At 71.0% G+C, this 24,099-nt stretch carries 26 protein-coding genes; 21 read left to right on the forward strand and 5 right to left on the reverse strand.

Annotation, left to right across the window (positions count from 1 at the left end):
* The first annotated feature begins 68 nt into the window (after nt 1-68).
* From lepA to hemW, 4 genes are all read left to right on the forward strand, one after another.
* Complete coding sequence (gene lepA / locus ACWEOH_RS14685; protein WP_452032223.1) at nt 69-1,928, forward strand: translation elongation factor 4; 1,860 nt, start codon at nt 69-71, stop codon at nt 1,926-1,928.
* Nucleotides 1,929-2,121: 193 nt separating this feature from the next.
* The gene (locus ACWEOH_RS14690; RefSeq protein ID WP_452032224.1) at nt 2,122-2,736 is read left to right on the forward strand and encodes a hypothetical protein; all 615 of its coding nucleotides are present in this window, start codon (nt 2,122-2,124) and stop codon (nt 2,734-2,736) included.
* A 50-nt stretch (nt 2,737-2,786) separates the two neighbouring features.
* On the forward strand, nt 2,787-3,437 hold the full coding sequence (locus ACWEOH_RS14695; RefSeq protein WP_452032226.1) for a DUF1990 family protein: 651 nt from the start codon (nt 2,787-2,789) through the stop codon (nt 3,435-3,437).
* 2 nt (nt 3,438-3,439) lie between these two features.
* Nucleotides 3,440-4,666 (forward strand): radical SAM family heme chaperone HemW, encoded by a 1,227-nt coding sequence (gene hemW, locus ACWEOH_RS14700; protein WP_452032227.1) that lies wholly within the window; start codon nt 3,440-3,442, stop codon nt 4,664-4,666.
* A gap of 96 nt (nt 4,667-4,762) precedes the next feature.
* Here hemW and ACWEOH_RS14705 read toward each other — a convergent pair whose 3' ends face one another.
* On the reverse strand, nt 4,763-5,236 hold the full coding sequence (locus ACWEOH_RS14705; RefSeq protein WP_452032228.1) for a DUF4870 domain-containing protein: 474 nt from the start codon (nt 5,234-5,236) through the stop codon (nt 4,763-4,765).
* 120 nt (nt 5,237-5,356) lie between these two features.
* Entirely contained in the window at nt 5,357-5,770 is a 414-nt protein-coding gene (locus ACWEOH_RS14710; protein WP_148735127.1) for a DUF4870 domain-containing protein, read from the reverse strand.
* Nucleotides 5,771-5,959: 189 nt separating this feature from the next.
* On the opposite strand from ACWEOH_RS14710, the gene hrcA reads away from it, so the two are divergent.
* The 8 genes from hrcA to era all read left to right on the forward strand — a co-directional run bounded on the left by hrcA (nt 5,960) and on the right by era (nt 13,111).
* Nucleotides 5,960-6,982 (forward strand): heat-inducible transcriptional repressor HrcA, encoded by a 1,023-nt coding sequence (hrcA, locus tag ACWEOH_RS14715; RefSeq protein WP_452032230.1) that lies wholly within the window; start codon nt 5,960-5,962, stop codon nt 6,980-6,982.
* A gap of 55 nt (nt 6,983-7,037) precedes the next feature.
* Nucleotides 7,038-8,138 carry a molecular chaperone DnaJ gene (gene dnaJ / locus ACWEOH_RS14720; RefSeq protein ID WP_148735125.1) on the forward strand — a complete coding sequence of 367 codons (1,101 nt, stop codon included), beginning with the start codon at nt 7,038-7,040 and terminating at the stop codon, nt 8,136-8,138.
* A gap of 55 nt (nt 8,139-8,193) precedes the next feature.
* Nucleotides 8,194-8,928, forward strand: a complete 735-nt coding sequence (locus ACWEOH_RS14725; protein WP_452032233.1) for a 16S rRNA (uracil(1498)-N(3))-methyltransferase — start codon at nt 8,194-8,196, stop codon at nt 8,926-8,928.
* 24 nt (nt 8,929-8,952) lie between these two features.
* Complete coding sequence (locus ACWEOH_RS14730) at nt 8,953-9,312, forward strand: HIT domain-containing protein (protein WP_148735123.1); 360 nt, start codon at nt 8,953-8,955, stop codon at nt 9,310-9,312.
* A 76-nt stretch (nt 9,313-9,388) separates the two neighbouring features.
* Entirely contained in the window at nt 9,389-10,405 is a 1,017-nt protein-coding gene (locus tag ACWEOH_RS14735; protein ID WP_452033884.1) for a PhoH family protein, read from the forward strand.
* Nucleotides 10,406-10,444: 39 nt separating this feature from the next.
* Entirely contained in the window at nt 10,445-10,906 is a 462-nt protein-coding gene (gene ybeY, locus ACWEOH_RS14740; RefSeq protein ID WP_452032235.1) for an rRNA maturation RNase YbeY, read from the forward strand.
* A gap of 2 nt (nt 10,907-10,908) precedes the next feature.
* On the forward strand, nt 10,909-12,225 hold the full coding sequence (locus ACWEOH_RS14745) for a hemolysin family protein (protein WP_452032237.1): 1,317 nt from the start codon (nt 10,909-10,911) through the stop codon (nt 12,223-12,225).
* The gene (gene era / locus ACWEOH_RS14750; RefSeq protein WP_452032239.1) at nt 12,218-13,111 is read left to right on the forward strand and encodes a GTPase Era; all 894 of its coding nucleotides are present in this window, start codon (nt 12,218-12,220) and stop codon (nt 13,109-13,111) included. The genes ACWEOH_RS14745 and era overlap by 8 nt, the downstream gene beginning before the upstream one ends.
* 12 nt (nt 13,112-13,123) lie before the next feature.
* On the opposite strand, the gene ACWEOH_RS14755 is transcribed toward era, so the two are convergent.
* Complete coding sequence (locus ACWEOH_RS14755) at nt 13,124-13,759, reverse strand: hypothetical protein (protein WP_452032241.1); 636 nt, start codon at nt 13,757-13,759, stop codon at nt 13,124-13,126.
* 160 nt (nt 13,760-13,919) lie between these two features.
* Between ACWEOH_RS14755 and ACWEOH_RS14760 the strand changes: the two genes are divergently transcribed.
* The 5 genes from ACWEOH_RS14760 to leuA all read left to right on the forward strand — a co-directional run bounded on the left by ACWEOH_RS14760 (nt 13,920) and on the right by leuA (nt 20,023).
* The gene (locus ACWEOH_RS14760) at nt 13,920-15,119 is read left to right on the forward strand and encodes a sensor histidine kinase (RefSeq protein WP_452032243.1); all 1,200 of its coding nucleotides are present in this window, start codon (nt 13,920-13,922) and stop codon (nt 15,117-15,119) included.
* Nucleotides 15,116-15,811: a response regulator gene (locus tag ACWEOH_RS14765; protein WP_452032245.1), complete on the forward strand. Its 696-nt coding sequence runs from the start codon at nt 15,116-15,118 to the stop codon at nt 15,809-15,811. The genes ACWEOH_RS14760 and ACWEOH_RS14765 overlap by 4 nt, the downstream gene beginning before the upstream one ends.
* Nucleotides 15,812-15,870: 59 nt before the next feature.
* Complete coding sequence (locus ACWEOH_RS14770; protein ID WP_452032247.1) at nt 15,871-16,632, forward strand: ABC transporter ATP-binding protein; 762 nt, start codon at nt 15,871-15,873, stop codon at nt 16,630-16,632.
* Nucleotides 16,632-18,029: an FtsX-like permease family protein gene (locus ACWEOH_RS14775; protein WP_452032248.1), complete on the forward strand. Its 1,398-nt coding sequence runs from the start codon at nt 16,632-16,634 to the stop codon at nt 18,027-18,029. The genes ACWEOH_RS14770 and ACWEOH_RS14775 overlap by 1 nt, the downstream gene beginning before the upstream one ends.
* A 218-nt stretch (nt 18,030-18,247) precedes the next feature.
* Complete coding sequence (leuA, locus tag ACWEOH_RS14780; protein ID WP_452032250.1) at nt 18,248-20,023, forward strand: 2-isopropylmalate synthase; 1,776 nt, start codon at nt 18,248-18,250, stop codon at nt 20,021-20,023.
* Between the two features lie 117 nt (nt 20,024-20,140).
* Here leuA and ACWEOH_RS14785 read toward each other — a convergent pair whose 3' ends face one another.
* Nucleotides 20,141-20,800 (reverse strand): trimeric intracellular cation channel family protein, encoded by a 660-nt coding sequence (locus ACWEOH_RS14785; RefSeq protein WP_238476446.1) that lies wholly within the window; start codon nt 20,798-20,800, stop codon nt 20,141-20,143.
* Nucleotides 20,801-20,902: 102 nt separating this feature from the next.
* On the opposite strand from ACWEOH_RS14785, the gene recO reads away from it, so the two are divergent.
* From recO to ACWEOH_RS14805, 4 genes are all read left to right on the forward strand, one after another.
* A complete protein-coding gene (gene recO / locus ACWEOH_RS14790) occupies nt 20,903-21,670 on the forward strand; it encodes a DNA repair protein RecO (protein ID WP_452032253.1) in 768 nt (255 codons plus the stop codon).
* Nucleotides 21,667-22,470, forward strand: coding sequence for an isoprenyl transferase (locus tag ACWEOH_RS14795; protein WP_452032255.1), 804 nt, complete (start codon nt 21,667-21,669; stop codon nt 22,468-22,470). The genes recO and ACWEOH_RS14795 overlap by 4 nt, the downstream gene beginning before the upstream one ends.
* A gap of 210 nt (nt 22,471-22,680) precedes the next feature.
* On the forward strand, nt 22,681-23,346 hold the full coding sequence (locus tag ACWEOH_RS14800; protein ID WP_452032257.1) for a DsbA family oxidoreductase: 666 nt from the start codon (nt 22,681-22,683) through the stop codon (nt 23,344-23,346).
* Complete coding sequence (locus ACWEOH_RS14805; protein WP_452032259.1) at nt 23,343-23,465, forward strand: hypothetical protein; 123 nt, start codon at nt 23,343-23,345, stop codon at nt 23,463-23,465. Before ACWEOH_RS14800 ends, ACWEOH_RS14805 begins: the two co-directional genes overlap by 4 nt.
* A gap of 85 nt (nt 23,466-23,550) precedes the next feature.
* On the opposite strand, the gene ACWEOH_RS14810 is transcribed toward ACWEOH_RS14805, so the two are convergent.
* Nucleotides 23,551-24,051, reverse strand: a complete 501-nt coding sequence (locus tag ACWEOH_RS14810) for an aminoacyl-tRNA deacylase (RefSeq protein WP_452033886.1) — start codon at nt 24,049-24,051, stop codon at nt 23,551-23,553.
* Nucleotides 24,052-24,099: the final 48 nt, after the last annotated feature.

The following is a 24,099-nucleotide window of genomic DNA, read 5'->3' on the forward strand; positions in this document are numbered from 1 at the left end:
CGACCGTGGGGAGCGCGAGCCGGGGAGCGCGGGAGATCGGCGCTCCGAGTCATGGGAGAATCGTCGGGATGTCTCCGAGAGCCTCCGACCCGCCGGTGCCCGCCGCCACCGATCCCGCGCTGATCCGCAACTTCTGCATCATCGCGCACATCGACCACGGCAAGTCAACGCTCGCCGACCGCATGCTGCAGATCACGGGCATCGTGTCCGACCGCGACATGCGCGCGCAGTACCTCGACCGCATGGACATCGAGCGCGAGCGCGGCATCACCATCAAGAGCCAGGCCGTGCGCATGCCCTGGCAGCTCGGCGACACGTCGTACGCGCTGAACATGATCGACACGCCCGGGCACGTCGACTTCAGCTACGAGGTGTCGCGGTCGCTCGCGGCGTGCGAGGGCGCCATCCTGCTCGTCGATGCCGCGCAGGGCATCGAGGCGCAGACGCTCGCGAACCTGTACCTCGCGCTCGAGAACGACCTCGAGATCATCCCCGTGCTGAACAAGATCGACCTCCCCGCGGCCGAGCCCGAGAAGTACGCGAAGGAGCTCGCCGACCTCATCGGCGGGTCGCCCGACGACGTGCTGCGCGTCTCGGGCAAGACCGGCATGGGCGTCGAGGACCTGCTCGACCGCGTCGTCGAGCGCATCCCGGCCCCGGTCGGCGATGCGGACGCACCCGCCCGCGCGATGATCTTCGACTCCGTCTACGACAGCTACCGCGGCGTCGTCACCTACGTGCGCATGGTCGACGGCAAGCTCAACCCGCGCGAGCGCATCCAGATGATGTCGACGAAGGCGACCCACGAGATCCTCGAGATCGGCGTGAGCGCGCCCGAGCCGACCCCCACGAAGGGCCTCGGCGTCGGCGAGGTCGGCTACCTCATCACGGGCGTGAAGGACGTGCGCCAGTCGAAGGTCGGCGACACGGTGACGACGGCGGTCAAGTCCGCCACCGAGCCGCTGTCGGGCTACACCGAGCCGCTGCCGATGGTGTTCTCGGGGCTCTACCCGATCGACGGCAGCGACTACCCCGAGCTCCGCGAGGCGCTCGACAAGCTCAAGCTGTCGGATGCCGCGCTCGTCTACGAGCCCGAGACGTCGGTGGCCCTCGGCTTCGGCTTCCGCGCCGGGTTCCTCGGACTCCTGCACCTCGAGATCGTGACGGAGCGCCTGCGTCGCGAGTTCGGGCTCGACATCATCAACACGGCGCCGTCGGTGGTCTACGAGGTGACCACTGAAGACAGGAAGACCGTCACCGTCACGAACCCGAGCGAGTTCCCGACCGGCGGCAAGATCGCCGAGGTCCGCGAGCCCATGGTGAAGGCGGCCATCCTCGCACCGAAGGACTACGTCGGCACCATCATGGAGCTCTGCCAGTCGCGTCGCGGCAGCCTCCTCGGCATGGAGTACCTCGGCGAGGACCGCGTCGAGATCCGCTACAACATCCCGCTCGGCGAGATCGTGTTCGACTTCTTCGACCAACTGAAGTCCAAGACGGCCGGCTACGCGAGCCTCGACTACGAGCCCTCTGGCGAGCAGGCCGCCGACCTCGTGAAGGTCGACATCCTGCTCCAGGGCGAGCAGGTCGACGCGTTCAGCGCCATCGTGCACCGCGACAAGGCCTACGCCTACGGCGTGCTCATGACCGGCCGCCTGCGCGAGCTCATCCCGCGCCAGCAGTTCGAGGTGCCGATCCAGGCCGCGATCGGCGCGCGGATCATCGCCCGCGAGTCGATCCGCGCGATGCGCAAGGACGTGCTCGCCAAGTGCTACGGCGGCGACATCACCCGCAAGCGCAAGCTGCTCGAGAAGCAGAAGGAGGGCAAGAAGCGCATGAAGATGGTCGGCCGCGTGGAGGTGCCCCAGGAGGCGTTCATCGCCGCGCTCTCGGGCGAGACCGAGTCCAAGGACGCCAAGAAGAAGTAGCGTTCAGAGCCGACTGTTCGGACGACCGTCGGCGCGGTTCGGGTTCGTCGAGCGGGCACGGCAACGGAGGTTTCCTCGGTGAATTGACACCGCGCCCGAACGCCCGCCATCCTGCTCTCCGCGTGCAGTCACCTGCAGGTGCGACGGTGCACGTTCGCCTCGTCGCGCCGGCCCCGAGAACGAGGAGTTCGCAGTGAGCAGTCCGGTCGACATCGCCCCCGAGCGCGACGACGAGGCGGCGACGCGTCCGGCGAGGCGCCGGGCCCGGCTCGTGTGGCTCGCCATCGTCGGCATCATCGCGTTCGTGGCGGCGTGGTGGGGGAGCCAGGCGCTCCTCGGCCTCCTCAGCCCGGGTGCGGGCGGATCCGGGCAGGCGGGCGGCGTCAGACACACGAGCGAAGCGGGGTACGAAGTCGTGTTTCCCGGCGAGCCGGAGGAGAGTCGGTCGACGAAGTCCTACCCCGGGTTCGAGTCCCAGGTGACGGTGGCGACGTGGTCCGACGACTCGGCGACCTATACCGTCCGGACACGCGAATTCCCCGCCGAGCTCGTGGAAGGTGCCGGCGACCGCATCCTCGAGGACCTGGTCTACGAGCTGCGCGAAAGCACTCCCGGCGAGCACCTCCGCGAGAAGCACGAGACGTCGCTCGACGGCGAGCCGGCGCTGAGCGGCACGATCTCCTCCGGCGACCGCGACATCCACTTCACGGTGGCGATGCACGGCACCGCCGACGTGCTCCTCACCCAGTCCGTTCCGGCCGGCGATCCTGCCTCACCCTTCGCCGAGACCCTTCGCTTCGTCGACTGACGCGACCGGGTGCGGCGCTCGGGCGCGGGCGCGTTCCGTAGAATCGACGGATGACCCGACGCAGCACCTTCACCGACCAGTCGGTCACGTACGGCGCGATCGGCGCGACCCTGGCGCCCGATCTCCTGCGCTACCCGCCGGCCGGCTATCGCCCCGCGGAGGACGCCGTGCGGCTCGGCAGCGGAGCCGAGCGCTTCGCGCGCGCCGCCGAGGCGCTCATGACCTGGGGCATCCAGCGCGGCGCCGGCTTCGAGGTCGTCGACATCTCCGAGGGCACGGGTGCGCAGTATCCGGGCATCGTCTACGACGCCGAGGGCGCCCCCCTCGCCGAACAGCCCGCCCCGCGCACCGAGGACCGGTTCGGCGCCGACGGCACTCCGTACATCACGGCCGGCATGACCGCCACGCTCCGGCGTCGCCGACGCATCGGGCACCGCGACACCCCCGTGCTCGTCGTCTACGTGATCGACGAGCCCCAGCGCATCGGCTTCGCCTACGGCACGACGGCCGCCGGCCCAGAGAGCGGAGAGGAGTCGTTCATCCTCGAGCACCGCGACGACGACGGCGTGTGGCTCACGATCCGGTCGCTCCTCGGCGGGCGCGGCGGCATGCGACGCCTGGGCTCCGGCCGGCGGCGTCGCAAGCGCCGGGAGCTCACCACGCGCGAGCTGCGCGCGCTGCATCCCGCCTTCCCGAGCTGATCGTGGGGTCGGCGCTTCCGCTCGGCGAGCCGGCCCCGCTCGACGGCCTGCTGCCCGCATCGGCCGCCGCGGGCGCCGCCGACCGGGCGTTCGGCGTGTACCTGCATGTGCCGTTCTGCCGGGTCCGTTGCGGGTACTGCGACTTCAACACCTACACGTCCGACGAGCTCCGCGGTGCGCGCCAGGCGGACTACGCCGACCACGCGATCGGCGAGGTCCGGATGTCGCGGCGCGTGCTCGAGGCATCCGGCGTGCCCGCTCGCGTCGCCTCGACGGTGTTCTTCGGCGGCGGCACCCCCACGCTGCTGCCCGCCGACGACCTCGTGCGCATGCTGGGCGAGGTGCGCGAGGAGTTCGGCTTCGTCGAGGACGCGGAGGTCACGACCGAGGCGAACCCCGACTCGGTGGGGCCCGACGACCTCCGCCGGCTCGCCGACGGCGGATTCACACGCGTGTCGTTCGGCATGCAGTCCGCGGTGCCGCACGTGCTCGCCGCGCTCGATCGCACGCACGATCCGGATCGCATCCCGCTCGTCGTGGGCTGGGCCCGCGACGCCGGGCTCGACGTGAGCCTCGACCTCATCTACGGCACGCCGGGGGAGTCGCTCGCCGACTGGCGGCGCAGTGTCGAGGCGGTCGTGGCCCAGCGTCCCGACCACGTCAGCGCCTACGCGCTCATCGTGGAACAGGGCACGAAGCTCGCGCGGCAGATCCGTCGCGGCGAGCTCGCCCAGCCCGACGACGACCTCGAGGCCGACATGTACGAGCTGGTCGACGACGTGCTCGGCGCCGCCGGGTACGAGTGGTACGAGGTGAGCAACTGGGCGACCACGCCCGAGCACCGCTCGCGCCACAACCTCGGGTACTGGCGCGGCGACGACTGGTGGGGCGTCGGCCCCGGCGCGCACAGCCACGTCGGCGGCGTGCGCTGGTGGAACGCGAAGCATCCGGCCGCCTACGCGGAGCGCGTCACGGCCGGGCTCTCGCCGGCGGTGGGGCGTGAGGTGCTGGACGAGCCGACGCGGGAGACCGAGCGCGTCCTGCTGCTCACGCGGATCCGGGAGGGCATCGACCTCCCGTCGCTGCACGCGGGCGGGCGCCACGCGGTCGCCGGGCTCATCGCCGACGACCTCGTGGACGCGAGAGCCGCCCTCGGCGGGCGGCTGACGCTCACCCGGCGAGGACGGCTGCTGGCGGACGCGGTGGTCCGGCGGCTGCTGGACGCCTGAGGAGGACCCCGGAAACGCGCAAGCCCGCCCGACGGTGCTGTGCGCACCGCGGGCGGGCTTCCGCGCGACGGGTCCGGCGGCCGGCGCCGGCTGCCGTCAGCTCACGAACTTGATCGAGAGCGGGTAGGTGTAGAGCTGGCCCTGGTTGGCCTTGATGGCCGCGATGATGCTGAAGACGATCTTCACGATCTCGATGGCGATCACGAGCAGGATGCCGATGAAGAGGAAGATCAGGATGTAGCTCACCACGAGGGCGATCGCGATCGTGATCTGGAAGTTCAGCGCGGTCGCGGTGTGGTGGCGCACGAACGGGCCCTTGTCCTTGAGGACGAGGTAGCCGATGAGCGCGGGAACGAAGTAGAAGAAGATGCCGCCCACGTTGATGAGCGTCGCCCACAGCTTCTCGTCGGCGGGGCTGAGCTGCTGCGGGGCCTGACCCCCGTACGGCTCCTGCGGCGGCGGCGGACCCTGCGGCGGCTGGCCCGGAGGCGGCGGCGGGGGCCCCTGCGAGGGCGGCGGCGGCGGCGGAGGGCTCTGGGGCGGCGGGGGAGGCTGGGGCGTGTCGGACATGCGCGGACTCCTTGTTCGGGGCCTCTGAGCGAGACTCGGTCGATTCTCATGCTGGCACAGCGACGCCCGCCGCGGGAGTAGGCACTCCTGCGGCGGGCGTAACGGTGCGACGCCTGCGCGCTACTTGATGAGGCGGATGGCGAAGGGGTAGCGGTAGTGCTTGCCGTCCTTCGCCTGCAGGAAGGCGATGATCGAGAACACCACGCCGAGGATCCACACCGCCCAGACGAGGATGGCGCCGATGAAGACGACGACGAGGATCCACGAGATCACGTAGCCGAAGAGCAGCGTGATCTGGAAGTTCAGCGCCTCCTTCGCCTCGGTGTTCGTGAACGAGCCGCGGTCCTTGAAGACCAGCCAGATGATGAGCGAGGGCAGGACGCCGAGGACGCCGCCCAGGTGGGCGAACGAGCCCCACTGCACGTCCTGCTCGGGCGTGAGCGGCACGACGCCGGTGGGGGACGACGAGGCCGGCTGCTGCGGCGGGGGCGGCGGGACGTTCGGGTCGGGGGTCTGCGAGTTGGGGTCGGTCATTGCGTGCCTTTCGGGGGTTCTGGGGTGAACCGCGGGCTGCGAGCAGGGTGGATCGCAGCCGGGGTGACTCGCGGGGTACGGCTACGGTATCGCCGCGGTCGTCGGGTGGCAACGGCCGGGTCGCGGCATGTCGCGATAGGATTGGCACTCAGGAAGAACGAGTGCTAAGCGGTGAGGGAAGCGAGGAACATGGTCTCCGAACGCGGTCTCGAGGTGCTCCGCGCCATCGTGCAGGACTACGTCGCTTCGCGCGAGCCGGTGGGCTCGAAGACCATCGTCGAGCGCCATGCGTTCGGCGTGTCCGCGGCGACGATCCGCAACGACATGGCCCTCCTCGAGGAGGAGGAGCTCATCGCGGCGCCGCACACGTCGTCGGGTCGCATCCCGACCGACAAGGGCTACCGCGTCTTCGTCGACCAGCTCACCGACGTCCGGCCGCTCACGCGGGCCCAGCGACAGGCGATCGAGACCTTCCTCGGCGAGTCGAGCGACCTCGACGAGCTCCTCGCGCGCACCGTGCGGCTCATCGCGTCGCTGACCAAGCAGCTCGCCGTCGTGCAGTACCCGAGCTTCGGCAGCGCCCGCGTGCGCCACGTCGAGCTCGTCTCGCTGGCGCCCGCGCGCGTGCTGTGCATCCTCATCGCGGACTCGGGCCAGGTCGAACAGCGGCTCGTCGAGCTCGAGCAGCCCGTCGACGAGGAGACGCTCGCCGGGCTGCGCGTGCGACTCAACGAGATCGCCGGCGGTCGCACGATGGCGGATGCCGCGGTGGCGCTGTCGGGCGAGATCCCCGGCACCGACCGCCGTCATGCGCTCGTCCTGCACACCCTCGCCCTGACCCTCGCCGAGCAGGCGCGGGCGCAGCGCAGCGACCGGCTCGTCGTGGCCGGCGCCGCGAACCTCGTGCGCACCGAGCAGGACTTCGCCGGGTCGATCCTCGAGGTGATCGAGGCGATCGAGGAGCAGGTCGTGCTGCTGAAGCTCTTCGGCGAGATGTCGGGCGACGAGCACGCCGTGGCCGTGCGCATCGGTCGCGAGAACGCCTCGTTCGGCCTCGGCGAGACCTCCATCGTCTCGAGCGCGTTCGAGATCCCCGGCCGCGACGTGTCGCGCCTCGGCGTCGTGGGCCCCACGCGCATGGACTACACCACCAGCATGGCGGCCGTGCGAGCCGTCGCCCGCTACCTCTCCCGCACCCTCGGCGAGAGCTGACTCCCGCTGCCGACCCACCCGCTCGGCATCCGGCAATCGAAAGGACACGCCCTCCGTGGCAGACCACTACGAGGTCCTCGGCGTCGCTCGCGACGCCACCCCCGACGAGATCAAGAAGGCCTATCGACGCCTCGCACGCGAACTCCACCCCGACGTCAACCCGGGCGCCGAGGCATCCGAGCGCTTCAAGCAGGTCACGCACGCGTACGACGTGCTCTCCGACCCGAAGCAGCGCCAGCAGTACGACCTGGGCGGCCGCGGCGGCGGGTTCGGCGACCAGGGGTTCGGCGGGTTCGGCGACATCTTCGAGACGTTCTTCGGGGCCGGGCAGCAGACCCGCGGACCCCGCTCCCGGCGCGAGCGCGGCCAGGACGCGCTCATCCGCGTCGAGGTCGGCCTCGACGAGGTGATCTTCGGCACGCACCGCGACATCGAGGTGGACACGGCCGTCACCTGCGAGACGTGCCACGGCTCGTGCTGCCAGCCCGGCACGGCGCCGGTCACCTGCGACATCTGCCACGGCACCGGCTCGATCCAGCGCTCGGTTCGCTCGCTGCTCGGCAACGTCATGACCTCGAGCCCCTGCGGCACGTGCCGCGGCTACGGCACGATCATCGCGACGCCGTGCGTCACCTGCCAGGGCCAGGGGCGCGTGCGCGCACGTCGCACGGTGCCGGTCGACATCCCCGCGGGCGTCGACACGGGCGTGCGGCTGCAGATGCCGGGCTCGGGCGAGGCCGGGCCGGCGGGCGGCCCGAACGGCGACCTCTACCTCGAGATCAAGGTGAAGAACCACGACGTGTTCAGCCGCAACGGCGACGACCTGCTGTGCACGCTCGAGGTGGCGATGACCGACGCGATCCTCGGCACGACGACCACGATTCCCGCGCTCGACGGCGACGTGCACGTCGAACTGCGGTCGGGCCTCCAGAGCGGCGAGGTGATCACCGTCAAGGATCGCGGCGTCACGAAGCTCCGCGGCACGGGCCGCGGCGACCTCCGCATCGGCGTGCAGGTGCTCACGCCGTCGAAGCTCTCGTCGAAGGAGCGCGACCTCATCCAGCAGTTCGCTGCGTCGAAGAAGGCGCCGAAGCCCGAGCTCACGCACTTCCAGCAGGGCCTGTTCGCGCGACTGCGCGACCGGTTCCTGGGTTGATCCCTCGACGAACCTTCGACGAGCTCAGGAACCGAGAAGAAGGCCGGATGCCGCGATGAGCCACCTCTACCTCGACGAGTCGCTCGACCTCGCCGCCGTCGCGCCCGGCGCGGTGGTCGAGCTCGCGGGCGACGAGGCGCGCCACGCGGTGACGGTGTCGCGGGTGCGCCCGGGCGAGCGCATCGCGATCGGCGACGGCCGCGGCACGCTCGTGCACGGCGTGGTCGCGTCGACCGGCCCGCGCGAGCTCGCCCTCGAGGTCGACGAGGTCGTCGTCGAGCCCGCCGCGTCGCCGCGCCTCATCCTCGTGCAGGCCCTCGCGAAGGGCGACCGCGACGAGCTGGCCGTGCAGGCCGCGACGGAGCTCGGCGTGGATGCGGTCGTGCCGTGGCAGGCGGGCCGGTCGGTGTCCCGCTGGGAGGGCCCGAAGGCCGAGAAGGGGCGTCAGCGCTGGGCGTCGATCGTGCGCGAGGCCGTGAAGCAGTCCATCCGCGCGTGGCTGCCCCCCGTGGCATCCGTGACCGCGACCGCCGGCCTGCCGGCCGCGCTCGTCGGCAGCCGGATGCTGCTGCTCGAGCCGACCGCGACGACCGCGCTCACCGAGCTCCGGCCCGACGACCGCGACCTCGCGCTGGTCGTCGGCCCCGAGGGCGGATTCGCGCCGGCCGAGCTGGAGCGCCTCGTGGCGGCCGGGGCGGAACCCGTGCGGCTCGGGGCATCCGTGCTGCGCACCTCGACCGCGGGGCCCGCCGCGATCGCCGTGCTGAACGCAACCCTCGGGCGGTGGTGAGTCATCCGTCGCTACGATGGTGAGATGACCGAACACGCTGAGCCGACCCTCTTCGAGCGGATCGCCGCGCGTGAGATCCCCGCGCAGATCGTGGCCGAGACCGACCGCGTGATCGCGTTCCACGACATCGCGCCCAAGGCGCCCGTGCACGTCGTCGTGACCACGAAGGAGCAGGGCGGCTACCGCGACGTCGTCGAGCTCGCCGCGGGCGACCCGGCGCTGCTCGCCGAGCTCGTGGCCGTGGCGCGCGGCGTCGCCGACGAGCTCGCCGACGGCGACTTCCGGCTCGTCTTCAACACGGGCGGCAACGCCGGGCAGACCGTCTTCCACGTGCACGCCCACGTCCTCGCGGGCGGCCTCGAGGAGGGATCGCTTGCCGGCTGACCTTGAGGGTCCCGACGGTGCTGCCCCGCGGCCCGCTCGCGACGACGAGGAACGTCTCCGCATCGATGGCATCGCCATGGTGCGGCTGCTCGGCCCGCAGGATCGGCTGCTCACGTCGATCCAGCGCGAGTACCCCGGCGTCGAGGTGCACGTGCGCGGCAACGAGATCGCCATCCGCGGCGATGCCGACGAGCGCACCCGCGTGCGCCGCCTGATCGAGGAACTCCTGGAGCTCGTGCGAGCCGGCCAGGATCCGACACCCACCGAAGTGAGGAGCTCGGCCCGAATGCTCGATGCCGATCCCAACTCCCGGCCGTCCGAGCTGCTCGGACAGGTCATCGTGTCCGCGCGCGGACGCACCATCCGGCCCAAGACCGAGGGCCAGCGCGAGTACGTCGACGCGATCGACGAGAACACCATCGTGTTCGGCATCGGCCCCGCCGGCACCGGCAAGACCTACCTCGCCATGGCGAAGGCCGTGCAGGCGCTGCAGCGCAAGGAGGTCAGCCGCATCATCCTGACCCGGCCCGCCGTCGAAGCGGGGGAGCGGCTCGGCTTCCTGCCCGGCACGCTCACCGACAAGATCGACCCCTACCTGCGCCCGCTCTACGACGCGCTCAACGAGATGATGGACCCCGAGGTCGTGCCGAAGCTGCTCGCCTCGGGCACCGTCGAGGTCGCCCCGCTCGCGTACATGCGCGGCCGCACGCTGAACGACTCGTTCGTCGTGCTCGATGAGGCGCAGAACACGACGCCCGAGCAGATGAAGATGTTCCTCACGCGACTCGGGTTCGGCTCGAAGATGGTCGTCACCGGCGACGTCACGCAGATCGACCTGCCGGGCGGCGCCAGCGGCCTGCGGCTCGTGACCCGCATCCTCGACCACGTCGACGACATCCACTTCTCCCGGCTGACGAGCGACGACGTCGTGCGGCACAGCCTCGTCGGGCGCATCGTCGACGCGTACACCGAGTTCGACCAGCGCCAACAGGCGCAGCGGTTCGAGCGCGAGCAGGCCCGCGAGTTCGCGAACCGGGCGGAGCGCCGCGGCCACACGCCGCGCGACCACCTGCCGCGGAAGGGCAAGGCGTGAGCCGGTGGGACGAGGCGTGAGCGAGCGGAGGGGAAGCCGGTGAGCATCGAGGTCAACAACGAGTCGGCGATCGAGGTCGACGAGGCCGCGCTGCAGCGGCTCGCGGTCTACGCGCTCGACGCCATGCACGTGCACCCCGACGCCGAGCTCGCGATCGTGCTCGTCGACGAGGGCGCGATGGAGCAGCTCCACGTCCAATGGATGGACGAGCCCGGGCCCACCGACGTGCTGAGCTTCCCCATGGACGAGCTCCGCCCGGGCACCGAGGACCAGCCCGCGCCGCCCGGCCTCCTCGGCGACGTCGTGCTGTGCCCGCAGGTCGCCGAGACCCAGGCGAAGTCGGCGGGGCATCCGCTCATCGACGAGCTGCTGCTGCTCACGACGCACGGCATCCTGCACCTGCTCGGCTTCGACCACGCCGAGCCTGCAGAGGAGAAGGAGATGTTCGGCATCCAGCGCGACATCCTCGTGGGCTTCGCGATGCAGGAGCGACGCCGCTGACCATGCAGCCCTGGCTCTTCCTCGGCGCCGCCTTCGTGCTCGTCGCCTTCGGCGGCCTCATGGCCGCGGTCGACTCCGCCCTCGGCGTCTCGAGCCGAGCGGATGTCACGGACCTCGCCTTGGGCTCCCGTGTCCGTCGCTCGCTCCTCGCGATCGCCGACGACCCGGGCGCGCACGTCAACGCCGTCAACTTCGTGCGCATCATCTCGGAGACGACGGCCGCAGTGCTCGTGACGCTCGCGTTCACGTCGTTCCTCGACAACGTCTGGCTCGTGCTGCTCTACTCGGCGCTCATCATGACTGCCGTCTCGTTCGTGCTCGTGGGCGCGAGCCCTCGCAGCGTCGGACGCGCGCACGCCGTGACCGTGCTGCGACTCACCGCGCCCGTCGTGCACTTCCTGCGCGTGCTGCTGGGTCCCCTGGCGAACGCGCTCGTGTCGCTCGGCAACCGGGTGACGCCCGGGCGCCTGCGGTTCGCGGGCGTCTCGAGCGAGGAGCAGCTGCTCAGCATGGTCGACGAGGCCGCCGAGCTCGAGGTGCTCGAGCCGGGCGACCGAGAGCTCATCCACTCGATCTTCGAGTTCAACGACACCGTTGTGCGCGAGGTCATGGTGCCACGCACCGACATGGTCACGATCGACTCGACCGCGCACCTGCCGCAGGCGATGGCGCTGTTCCTGCGGGCCGGCTACTCGCGCATCCCGGTGATCGCGCGCGACGCCGACGACGTCACGGGCATCCTGTACCTCCGCGATCTCGCACGGCTCGGGTTCGAGCGGCCCCTCGACGCCGAGGGCCTCACCGTCGGCGAGCTGGTGCGACCCGCGGTGTTCGTGCCCGACTCGATGAAGGCCGACGCGCTGCTGCGCAAGATGCAGCTCGAGTCCAACCACCTCGCGATGGTGGTCGACGAGTACGGCGGCATCGCCGGCCTGGTGACCCTCGAAGACCTGATCGAGGAGCTCGTCGGCGACATCTCCGACGAGTACGACCGGGAGGCGGCGCAGGTCGAGGACCTCGGCGACGGCCGGTACCGCGTGAACGCGCGCCTGCCGATCGACGAGCTCGGTGAGCTGTTCGGCCTCGACCTCGAGGACGAGGACGTCGACAGCGCGGGCGGCCTGCTCGCGAAGGAGCTCGGCCGGCTCCCGCAGACTGGCGAACGGGTGACCGTCTCGGGGCTCGTGCTCGAGGCCGAGCGCACCGAAGGCCGGCGCAAGCGCATCGCGACGATCCTCGTCGAGCGCGACCAGGCGCTCATCGACGCGCAGGCCGCGTTCGAGACCGGAGAGTTCGAAGGAAGGAATCACCGTGGCTGAGTACCGGGCCGGATTCGTCTCGATCGTCGGGCGCCCCAACGTGGGCAAGTCGACGCTCACCAACGCGCTCGTCGGCGAGAAGGTGGCGATCACGAGCTCGAAGCCGCAGACCACCCGGCGGGCCATCCGCGGCATCGTGCACCGTCCGCACGGCCAGCTCATCCTCGTCGACACCCCGGGACTGCACCGTCCGCGCACCCTGCTCGGCGAACGCCTCAACTCGCTCGTGCAGTCGACGCTCGGCGACGTCGACGTCATCGCGTTCTGCGTGCCCGCGAACGAGCCGATCGGCCCCGGCGACCGCTTCATCAACGAGCAGCTCGACCAGTACCCGAACGCGAAGAAGGTGGCGATCGTCACGAAGACGGATGCCACGTCGAAGGCCAAGGTGGCCGAGCAGTTGCTCGCCGTGTCCGACCTGCGCGACTGGGCGGCCATCGTGCCGGTCTCGGCGCCCAAGGGGGAGCAGCTCGAGGTGCTCGTCGACGAGCTGCTCGCGCTGATGCCCGAGGCGGAGCATCCGCTGTACCCGGCCGAGACCCTCACCGACGAGGACGTCACCGAACGCATCGCGGAGTACGTGCGCGAGGCCGCGCTCGAGGGCGTGTCCGACGAGCTGCCGCACTCGATCGCGGTGACGGTCGACGACCTCATCGAGCGCGAGGACAAGGACCTCGTCGAGGTGTACGCGAACCTCTACGTCGAGCGCGACAGCCAGAAGGGCATCATCATCGGCAAGGGCGGTGCCCGCCTGAAGGAGGTCGGCGCGACTGCGCGCGCCCAGATCGAGCGGCTCCTGGGACGCAAGGTGTTCCTCGCGCTGCACGTGAAGGTCGCCAAGGACTGGCAGCGCGACCCCAAGCAGCTCGGCCGCCTGGGGTTCTGAGACGGTTCGCGCCTATTCGTCCGCGCGCGCGAACGTCGACGTGATCTTCAGCGAGCCCCTGCCGAAGCGTTCGTCGACGGCTGCCTGCAACGTGCCGTCGTCGTAGAGGACCTGGACGGTCACGCACTCGTCGGCGAGGTCGAACATGACGGAGACGATGTCGGGCACGGCGTCGCGCAGGTGCGGTACCGTCGCCTCGGATGCGCACGCCGGATCGGGCGACCGTGTCGGCACGGGCGCGTTCGGTTCGTAGGTCGCCTGCGCGACGGACTGCTGCACCGGCGGCCGGTCGAGGGTGAACGCGTCGCCGTCCCACGTCCCCTGCATCCGGTACTCGCCCCAGGTCGTATCCGCGGCAGCGTTCTCGCCCTCGACGGCGTCCCAGTCCCAGCCGACGATCGCCGGACCCGTGCACTGCGGCGGGAGCGAGTCCGCGATCATGCCGGCGCACAATCGAGGACCGTCCGCATCCTCCAGCACCATCCCGGAGGCGGTCACCGCCGCGGGCACGCTCGCGCGTGCCGGCGTCCACCCGTCCTTCGCATCGGTGCTCGTGACGCCGCTGCCGGCGTCGGCCGCCCCGGCGCAGGCCGCGAGCAGGAGCAAGACGGAGACCGCGAGCACCGTGCCGACCGTCCGAGGTCCCATGTGTCCCCCCAACGACATCATGTCGACCGAACGCGCGATTCCGCGACCCAACGTTTCGGGCGCGTCGTTCGTCGGGACGCCTCGGGTCGCGCGTACGACTCGAGGATGATTCCGCACTCGGGCGCCGGTGGGGCTCCGGGCGAGCGCGTACGGTGGTTCGGTGCACACCTCCCTGAGCCGCGGCAGGCTGACGACCGACATCGTCCTCGCCGTCGTGTTCGGGCTGCTCTGCCTGCCGTTCGCGCTGCTCGGCAACACCGTCGACCTCATCGTCCTCGTCGGATTCGTCGGGGCGCTCGCGGTGCGCCGACTCTCGCCGGCCTGGTCGCTCGGCGTCGCCTGGGCGGCGGCCATCGTGCAGATGGTCGCGCTGCGCGACCTGCAGCTCTACGACGCGGCCGTGCTCGGCGTGCTCTACTCGACGGCCGCGCACGGCGGCCGCGTCGTGAAGTGGGCGGGGCTCGCGAGCGCCGGCGCCGGCGCGGTCATCGCGACGGTCTACCTCGGTGTCCTGAAGCCGCTGTTCGGTGGTGCCGCGGTCCTCGGCACGCCGGGCGACGCGTTCGGTGCGACCTTCATGCTCGGCTTCCTCTTCGTCGCCTCGATCGCCGTGCTCGTCCTGGCATGGACGGCCGGCCTCCTCGCGCGATCGGTGCGCGACTCCCGCGAGGTGCGACGCCGCGAGGACCTCGCGAACCGCGAGCGGGCGCTCGTCGAGTACCGCTACGCGGTCGAGCAGGAGCGGAACCGCATCGCACGCGACATGCACGACGTCGTCGCCCACTCGCTCGCGGTTGTCATCGCCCAGGCCGACGGGGCGCGCTTCGCCGCGCGCACCCGGCCCGAGGCGGCGGTCGGCGCGCTCGACACCATCGCCGGCGTCGCGCGGGGCGCCCTCGGCGACGTGCGCGTGCTGCTCGCCGAGCTCCGCCACGACGAGGCGGACACCCCGCAGCCCGTGCTCGACGACCTCGACGGCCTGCTCGAACGCGTCCGCGACGCCGGGCTCGACGTGCGCTTCACCGAGACGGGCGACCGCCTCCCGCTCGGCACCGGACACCAGATCGCCGTCTACCGCATCGTCCAGGAGGGGCTCACGAACGCCCTGCGGCACGGCGACGTCACGGCTCCGGTCGACCTCGGCCTGCGCTGGGACGAGGGGGGCGTCGACCTCGAGGTCGTCAACGCGATGCGGGCGGATGCCGCGACCGCCGTCGAGTCGCACGGCATCCGCCACGGCATCCCGGGCATGCGCGAGCGCGCACAGCTCGCCGGCGGCTCCCTCACCGCCGATGCCGGTGCGGACGGGATGTTCCGCGTGCGCGCGCGCATCCCCGCCGTGACGGGGAGGGTGGCGTGAGCGGCATCCGGGTGGCCCTCGTCGACGACCAGGCGCTGTTCCGCGCCGGCGTGCGCATGCTCGTCGAATCGCAGCCCGACCTCGCCGTCGCGGGGGAGGCCGGCGACGGGGCCGCGGCGGTCGAGCTCGCCGCACGTGCACAGCCCGACGTCATCCTCATGGACGTGCGGATGCCGCTGCTCGACGGCATCGCGGCCACCGAGCGGATCCTCGCCGATGCCGACCGCGACGGGCGCACGCCGCCGCGCATCCTCGTGCTCACGACGTTCGACCTCGACGAGAACGCCGCACGGGCGATCCGCGCCGGCGCGAGCGGGTTCGTGCTGAAGGACGCCGATCCCGAGTTCCTGCTCGCCGCGATCCGCACGGTGCATCGGGGCAACCAGGTGATCGCGGCGAGTGCCACGCGCGAGCTGTTCGCCCACGTCGGCCGGGGGAACGGACGGCGTCCGGCGCCCGCCGCATGGGCGGAGCTCACCCCCCGGGAGCGGGAGATCTTCGCGCTCGCAGCCCGCGGGCTGTCGAACTCCGAGATCGCGGCATCCGAGTACCTGTCGGAGGCGACGGTCAAGACGCACGTGAGCCGCATCCTCGCGAAGCTCGGCCTGCGCGACCGCGTGCAGCTCGTGGTGTTCGCCTACGAGCACGACCTCCCGGTGGTCGAGGAGCGCCGGGGTCATCCTGGAGGATGACCCCGGACCATCCGGCCGCCCGATGACCCACCGGCACCTCGGTCCGTAGCGTCGGAGGCATGCAGATCCAACCCTCCGACCTCGGTCTCATCGCCCGCGTGACGGGCCTCGGCAAGCGCTACGGACACGGCGCCGGAACCGTCACCGCCCTCGACGACGTCTCGCTCGGACTCCGCCGCGGCGAGTTCACCGCGATCATGGGCCCGTCGGGCTCGGGCAAGTCCACGCTCATGCACATCATGGCGGGCCTGGACTCGCCGACCGCCGGACGCGTCTGGCTCGGCGACACCGACATCACCGAGCTCTCGGACTCGGCGCTCACCGTGCTGCGCCGGCGGCGCATCGGCTTCGTGTTCCAGTCGTTCAACCTCGTGCCGACGCTCGACGTGCGGGGCAACGTGCTGCTGCCGTTCGAGCTCGACGGTCGCCGCCCGAGCCGCGACGAGCAGGCGTGGATCGACGAGCTCATCGGCACCCTCGGGCTCGGCGCCCGCCTGCGCCATCGTCCGCACGAGCTCTCGGGCGGACAGCAGCAGCGCGTCGCCATCGCGCGCGCCCTCGCGACGCGTCCCGACCTCGTCTTCGCCGACGAGCCGACGGGCAACCTCGACTCGCGCACGGGGCGCGAGGTGCTCGGCCTGCTCGCGACGGCGAGCGCGAAGTACGGACAGTCGATCGCCATGGTCACGCACGACCCGGTCGCCGCCAGCCACGCCGATCGCATCCTGTTCCTCGCCGACGGTCGCATCGTGCGCGATGCCACGCGATCGTCGGCCGAGGAGATCTCGGCGTTCATGCTGTCGATGGAGGTCGCGGCCTGATGCGCACGCGGATCAGGGACCAATGGCCGACGCTGCTCGTCGCGGCGCTCGCGGGCACGTTCGGCGTGATGCTCCTGCACGTGACGGGACTGCTCGGCGCGGCGATCGCGGCCGACGACGTGACCGGCGAGAGCGGCACGGTCCGGATCATCCTGGGCATCGTCGCGACCGTGTTCATCGTCATCGCGGTCTACGTGAGCGCGATCGTGACGGCGAACACCGTCGCCACGGTCGTGGCGGGACGCACGCGGCTCATCGCGCTGCTCCGGCTCATCGGGTCGAGCGCCCGCGCCCAGCGCGCGCAGATCGCGAAGGAGGGCCTGCTCGTCGGGCTCGTCGGCGCCGTCATCGGCGTCGGCGCGGGCACCGGAGCAGCGATGCTGCTCGAGCAGGTCGCGGTGGCGACCGACCTCATGCCCGCGACCGACTACGACGTCCTCAATCCGGTCGTCGTGCTCCCCGCCGTCGCCGTCGTGATCACGACGTGGCTCTCGGCATGGGTGGGTTCGCGACGCGTGCTGCGCGTGCGGCCGATCCAGGCGATCGGGGACTCCCACGAGCAGGACCGCGAGGAGCTCGCCCGGCATCGGGTCCGCAACATCGCCGCGATCGTGCTCGTCGTGCTCGGCCTCGGGCTCCTCGTGGCGGGCATCCTGTGGGGCCTCACCGAGCCCTACGGCGTGCTCGTGGCGATGGCCGGCGGCATCCTCTCGTTCACCGGCATCGTGCTCGGCGCGCATGTGGTCATGCCGCCCGTGCTGCGGCTCGTCGGCCGCGCGTTCGGCAGCTCGCCCGCGGCGCGGCTCGCAGCCGAGAACGCCGTGCGACACCCCGAGCGCAGCTCGCGCATGACGATCGGCCTCGTCATCGGCGTGACCCTCGTCACGACGTTCGCCGTGACCATGGAGTCGTACCGCGAGCTCATCCGCGCCGCGCAGCGCGCCCAGCCCGAGGTGTACGAGGGCGTCGACCAGATGCTCGACGTGACGGTGGCGGTCTTCACGGTGCTCATCGGCTTCAGTGCGCTCATCGCCGCGATCGGCATGGTGAACACGCTGTCGCTGAGCGTCATGCAGCGCACGCGAGAGCTCGGCCTGCTCCGAGCGCTCGGCTTCGAGCGCCGTCAGCTGCGCTGGATGATCGTCGCCGAGAGCGCGGCGCTCACCCTCGCGGCCACGGTCACCGGCATCGTGCTCGGATTCGGCTACGGCTGGGCCGGCGCTCAGTCGCTGCTCGGCGGCGCGCAGGGGGAGGGGACCATCGTGCTCCCGGGCATCCCGTGGGCGATGTTCGGCGTGCTCCTCGTCGCAGCGGGACTCCTCACGCTGGCCGCCTCGATCGCACCCGCCCGCCGCGCGATGCGCGTCGCGCCGGTCGTCGCGCTCGCGGTCGAGTAGGGCCCGAACCGACGACGTGAACGGGCGGATGCCGCTGCCACGCGGCATCCGCCCGTTTTCGTCATGGTTGCGCACGTGCATGACGCAGGTGTTAGCCTGAGGTCGTGCTTCGCGGCCTGCTTCTCCTTAGCTGCCGCAGCGAGTCCTAGTTCACAGGCCTCCCTCGCTGCGGAGTTCGTCGTCGGCTGAAACCCCCGAGTAGCGAGAAGAGCACCCCAATGCAGAACCACCAGAAGCCGTCGCCGATGCCCGTGCATCGGTATCGTCCGTTCCACGAGCAGATCCGCGTCGAGTTGCCCGACCGCACGTGGCCGTCACAGCGCATCGCGAAGGCGCCGCGCTGGTGCGCCGTCGACCTGCGCGACGGCAACCAGGCCCTCATCGACCCGATGAGCCCCGAGCGCAAGCGCATCATGTTCGACCTGCTCGTGCGCATGGGCTACAAGGAGATCGAGGTCGGGTTCCCGAGTGCGAGCCAGACCGACTTCGACTTCGTGCGCAGCCTCATCGAGGAGGGCGCGATCCCCGAGGACGTCACGATCCAGGTCCTCACGCAGGCCCGCGACCACCTCATCGAGCGCACGTACGAGTCGATCCACGGTGCCAAGCAGGCGATCGTGCACCTCTACAACTCGACGAGCGTGCTGCAGCGCGAGGTCGTCTTCCGCACCGACAAGCAGGGCATCATCGACATCGCCCTGCACGGTGCCCGCACCTGTCGCGAGATGGAGTCGACCGTGCCCGGCACCACGGTGTACTACGAGTACTCGCCCGAGAGCTACACGGGCACCGAGCTCGAGTTCGCCGTCGACGTCTGCAACCAGGTGTTGGAGGTCTTCGAGCCGACGCCCGAGCGGAAGGTCATCATCAACCTGCCCGCGACGGTCGAGATGGCGACGCCCAACGTCTACGCCGACTCGATCGAGTGGATGAGCCGGCACCTCGCGTACCGCGAGAACGTCATCCTGTCGCTGCACCCGCACAACGACCGGGGCACCGCGATCGCGGCCGCCGAGCTCGGGTACATGGCCGGCGCCGACCGCATCGAGGGATGCCTCTTCGGCAACGGCGAGCGCACCGGCAACGTCGACCTGGTCGCGCTCGGCATCAACCTGTTCACGCAGGGCATCGACCCGCAGATCGACTTCTCCGACGTCGACGACGTCAAGCGCACCGCCGAGTACTGCAACCAGCTGGCGGTGCACGAGCGCAGCCCGTGGGCGGGCGACCTGGTCTACACGGCGTTCAGCGGCTCGCACCAGGACGCCATCAAGAAGGGCTTCGAGGCCATGGACGCCGAGGCCGAGCGCCGCGGCATCCCGGTCGACCAGATGCACTGGGCGGTGCCGTACCTGCCGGTCGACCCGAAGGACCTGGGCCGCAGCTACGAGGCGGTCATCCGCGTCAACTCGCAGTCGGGCAAGGGCGGCGTGGCCTACCTGCTGAAGACCGACCACGCGCTCGACCTGCCGCGCCGGCTGCAGATCGAGTTCTCGGGCGTCGTCCAGGCGAAGACCGACGCCGAGGGCGGCGAGGTCACCAGCGAGGAGATCTGGCGCGTATTCAACGACGAATACCTGCCCGCTCCGGCCGAACGGCCCGAGGAGAAATGGGGCCGGTTCGAGCTGCTGTCGCTGCGCACCGAGAGCGACCTCGATGGCGTCGTCAACGTGCGGGTCGGCCTGCGCGACGGCGACGAGCGCGTCGAGGCCGACGCGAGCGGCAACGGCCCGATCTCCGCGTTCCTCGCGGTGCTCGGCGCCGAGGGCGTCGAGGTGAAGCTGCGCGACTACGTCGAGCACACGCTCGCGGCGAGCGGCGACTCGCTGGCGGCCGCCTACGTCGAGCTCGAGGTCGAGGGCCGCGTGCTCTGGGGCGTGGGCATCGACGCCGACATCTCGACCGCGTCGCTGAAGGCCGTGGTCTCCGCGGTGAACCGCGCGCTGCGCGTCACGGCGCACGCCGAGGCCGAGCGCGAGGTCGTCGGGGTCTGACCATCCGGCCGATCCGGTGGTCGAGTAGCTCGCGAAGCGTGGTATCGAGACCCTCCCACGGGTCTCGATACGCGTCGCGCTCCGCGCGGCGCTACTCGACCACCGGGACCTGCGTCGTCACGCCCGACGCCACACCCGCCAGCTGCCGAGTGCGCGCTGCTCGGGGAGGCTCCAGCCGAAGCGCACCGAGCCGAGCCGGATGAGCGTCGTCACGATCACGCACGCCGTGCCGGCGATCACGATGTTCACGCCGAACGCGACGAGCACGACGAGCAGGACCGTGCCGGCCGTCGCCGCGATCGCGTAAAGCGAGCCCACGTGCATGAGCGCGATGGGGAGGTTCAGCGTCACATCGCGCAGGATCGAGCCGCCGACCGCCGAGAGCACGCCGACGAACACGGCGGGCACGACGGGGACGCCGTAGGCGAGCGCCTTCGAGGTGCCGATCGCGCCGAACAGGCCGATCGTCACGGCGTCGAGGGCGATGATGAGCCCGTTCAGCCGCGTGAAGAGGCGCAGCAGCAGCATCCCGAGCAGGGCCGCCGCGGTCGCGACGGGCAGGTACCAGTTGTCGGAGATCGCGGCCGGCAGCTGGTTCAGCAGGATGTCGCGCATGAGGCCGCCGCCGAGGCCCACGATGACGCCGATCAGCGCGATGCCGAGCAGGTCGATGCGGCGCTCGGTGAGCCGGGCCGAGAACATGGCGCCCTGGATGGCGCCGATCGCGACGGCGGTGAGGTCGAGCCACAGGGGGATGGTGAAGAGCGCGGAGGACACGGCACCAGTGAACCATCTGCGGCGCGTCCGTGACGCCGAGCGGGGCGTCGCGGCATCCGCGGGGCTCGGCCGTCGGGTCTGCAGGCCGTGGGATGATGAAGGGTGCCCGTCTACCGAGATGAAGCCGTCGTGCTGCGCACCCACAAGCTGGGCGAGGCCGACCGCATCCTCACGCTGCTGACGAGGCGCCACGGCAAGGTGCGCGCGGTCGCCAAGGGCGTCCGGCGCACGGGCTCGAAGTTCGGCGCGAGGCTCGAGCCGTTCATGGTCGCCGACCTGCAGCTCTACGAGGGCCGCACGCTCGACGTGGTGACGCAGGCCGAGTCGCTCGGCTCCTACGGCGCCGAGATCACGCAGGACTACGCGGCGTACACGGCCGCGAACGCCATGGTCGAAGCGGCCGACAAGCTCACGGAGGCCGAGGGCTCGCTGCAGCAGTACCTGCTGCTCGTGGGCGCGCTGCGCTCGCTCGCACGTGCCGAGCACGGCCCCAGCCTCACGCTCGACTCCTACCTGCTGCGGGCGCTCGCCCTCGCAGGGTGGGCGCCGAGCTTCCAGGACTGCGCGCGCTGCGGTCGCACCGGCGAGCACACGGCCGTCGTCGTGCAGCTCGGCGGCGTGGTCTGCGACGACTGCGCGCCCCCGGGCACGCCCCGCATCGCGCGGTCGACGGTCGCGCTCCTCGGCTCGCTGCTGGCGGGCGATTGGGAGCACGCCGAGTCGGCCGCGGCATCCGATCGCAACCAGGCGAGCGGCATCGTCGCCGCCTACACCCAGTGGCACCTCGAGCGCGGCCTGCGTTCGCTGCCGCACGTCTCACGGGAGACGACCCCCACCGCAACGATCCCCAGGGAAGCGACCCCCACGTGACGCCCAAGCCCTACACCCACAAGGACGCCGTTCCCTACCGGCCGCTCGACTGGACGGGCCTGTACCCGCCCGCCCTGCCGAAGGGCGCCGTGCCGAACCACGTCGCCATCGTGATGGACGGCAACGGACGCTGGGCGAACAAGCAGGGGCTCACCCGCATCGAGGGGCACAAGGCCGGCGAGGAGGTGCTGCTCGACGTCGTCGCGGGCGCCGTCCAGATCGGCGTGAAGCACCTCTCGGTCTACGCCTTCTCGACCGAGAACTGGAAGCGGTCGCCCGACGAGGTGCGCTTCCTCATGGGCTACAACCGCGACGTGCTGCATCGGCGCCGCGACCAGCTCAACGAGTGGAACGTGCGGATCCGCTGGGCGGGGCGCAAGCCGCGGCTCTGGAAGTCGGTCATCGACGAGCTGCAGTACGCCGAGCGGCTCACCGCCGGCAACACGGGACTGCAGTTCACGATGTGCGTGAACTACGGCGGGCGCAACGAGCTCGTCGACGCGGTGCAGTCGATCGCCGACGACGTCGCCGCGGGCCGCCTCCGCGCCTCGGCCGTCTCCGAGAAGCTCATCGCCAAGCGCCTCTACGTGCCCGGAATGCCCGACGTCGACCTGTTCGTGCGCAGCTCGGGGGAGCAGCGCACCTCGAACTTCCTGCTCTGGCAGTCGGCGTATGCCGAGATGGTCTTCCTCGACACGCTCTGGCCCGACTTCTCGCGCGTCGACCTGTGGCAGGCGATCGAGCTCTATGCGGGCCGCAACCGCCGCTTCGGCGGCGCGATCGACGCGCCGACGGCGTAACGGCGGGCGCGACGGTCGAGCGGATGTCGCGACGGCGTCTGCTTCGTCGCGGACTCCTGAGTCGAAGGACAACCTGACGCGACACGCCGAGCCAAGCCGGCGTGTCGATGCATTCGTCCTTCGACTCGCGGATCGGGGACGAACGTGGACTCGACTCCGCGAGTTGCATGCGCGGGAATACGGATGCCGCGGCATCCGTTCGCATTGGACGTGACGTCCCCCATCAAGATCGACATCTGGTCCGACATCGCCTGCCCGTGGTGCTACATCGGCAAGCGACACCTCGAGGGCGGCCTGGCCGCGCTCGGCGACGACGCGCCGGAGGTGGAGATCGAGTACCACTCGTTCGAGCTCGCCCCCGACACGCCCGTCGACTTCGAGGGGTCGGAGGTGGACTTCCTCGCGGGGCACAAGGGCATCCCGATGGAGCAGGCCCGCATGATGATCGACCGCGTCACCGGCGTCGCCGCCCAGGCCGGCCTCGACTACGACTACGACGCGCTGCAGCACACCAAGACTCTGAAGGCGCATGAGCTACTGCACTTCGCGAAGGAGCAGGGGAAGCAGCTCGAGCTGTCGGAGCGACTGTTCCGCGCCTACTTCACGGAGGGTCGACACGTCGGCCGCACCGACGAGCTCGTCGAACTCGCCGCCGAGGTCGGGCTCGACGCGGATGCCACGCGCGAGGCGCTCGAGTCGGGCCGCTACGGTGCCGCGGTGCAGGCCGACATCGCACAGGCGGGCGCCTACGGGATCCGCGGCGTGCCGTTCTTCGTGTTCGAGGGCAAGTACGGCGTGTCGGGTGCTCAGCCCGCCGAGGTGTTCTCGCAGGTGCTCACGCAGGTGGCCGGCGAGCGCGATGGGGCTGCAGCGTGAGCGAGCAGCCGACGACGGATGCCGCAGGCCCGGTGCCGTTCACGATGGTCGCTGGAGAGGCGTCAGCGATGGTCTGCGAGGGCGACGTCTGCTACATCCCCGCGCCGGTGATCGAGTAGCGCCGGGCGCAGCTCGACGCGTATCGAGATCAGGCATCTCGATACGCGTCCGCCTTCGGCGCGCGCTACCCGATCACCGGGATGGCTATTCCGGCTCGCTGATGTCGGCGACGGTCGCGTCGAGGGCCTCGACGAGCCGATCGGCGTCGACGAACAGGCTGCGGCCGTGCTCGCCGGCGCCCATCGACACGCGTCGTCCGGGGATCGTCTCGTCGACGACGACGGGCCAGGCGATGGTCGAGCCGAGCGGCGTGATGGTGCCGCGCTCGTAGCCGGTCGCCGCGAGTGCGAGCGAGGCATCCGGCAGCTGGAGCTTGTTCACGCCGAGGAGCGCTCGCAGCTTCGGCCACGAGATCTTGCGACCGCCGGGCACGAGCGCGAACACGTAGGTGTCGTCGCTGCGCTTCACGACGAGCGACTTCACGATGTCGGCGGGCGTGATGCCCATGAGCTCCGCGGCCTCCTCGAGGCTGCGTGCCGCGGGCCGCTCGATGATCTCGACGTCGAGGCCGCGCGCCGCGGCATCCGCTCGCACGCGATCTGCGCCCGTCGGCCCGTCGCCCGTCGCCTGCCCGCCGTCGCCCATCTCGTCCTCCACACGTGGTCCTGCAGGTGCATCCTAGGCGCGCTGCCG

This window comes from Agromyces sp. NPDC004153 (genome assembly GCF_053603635.1).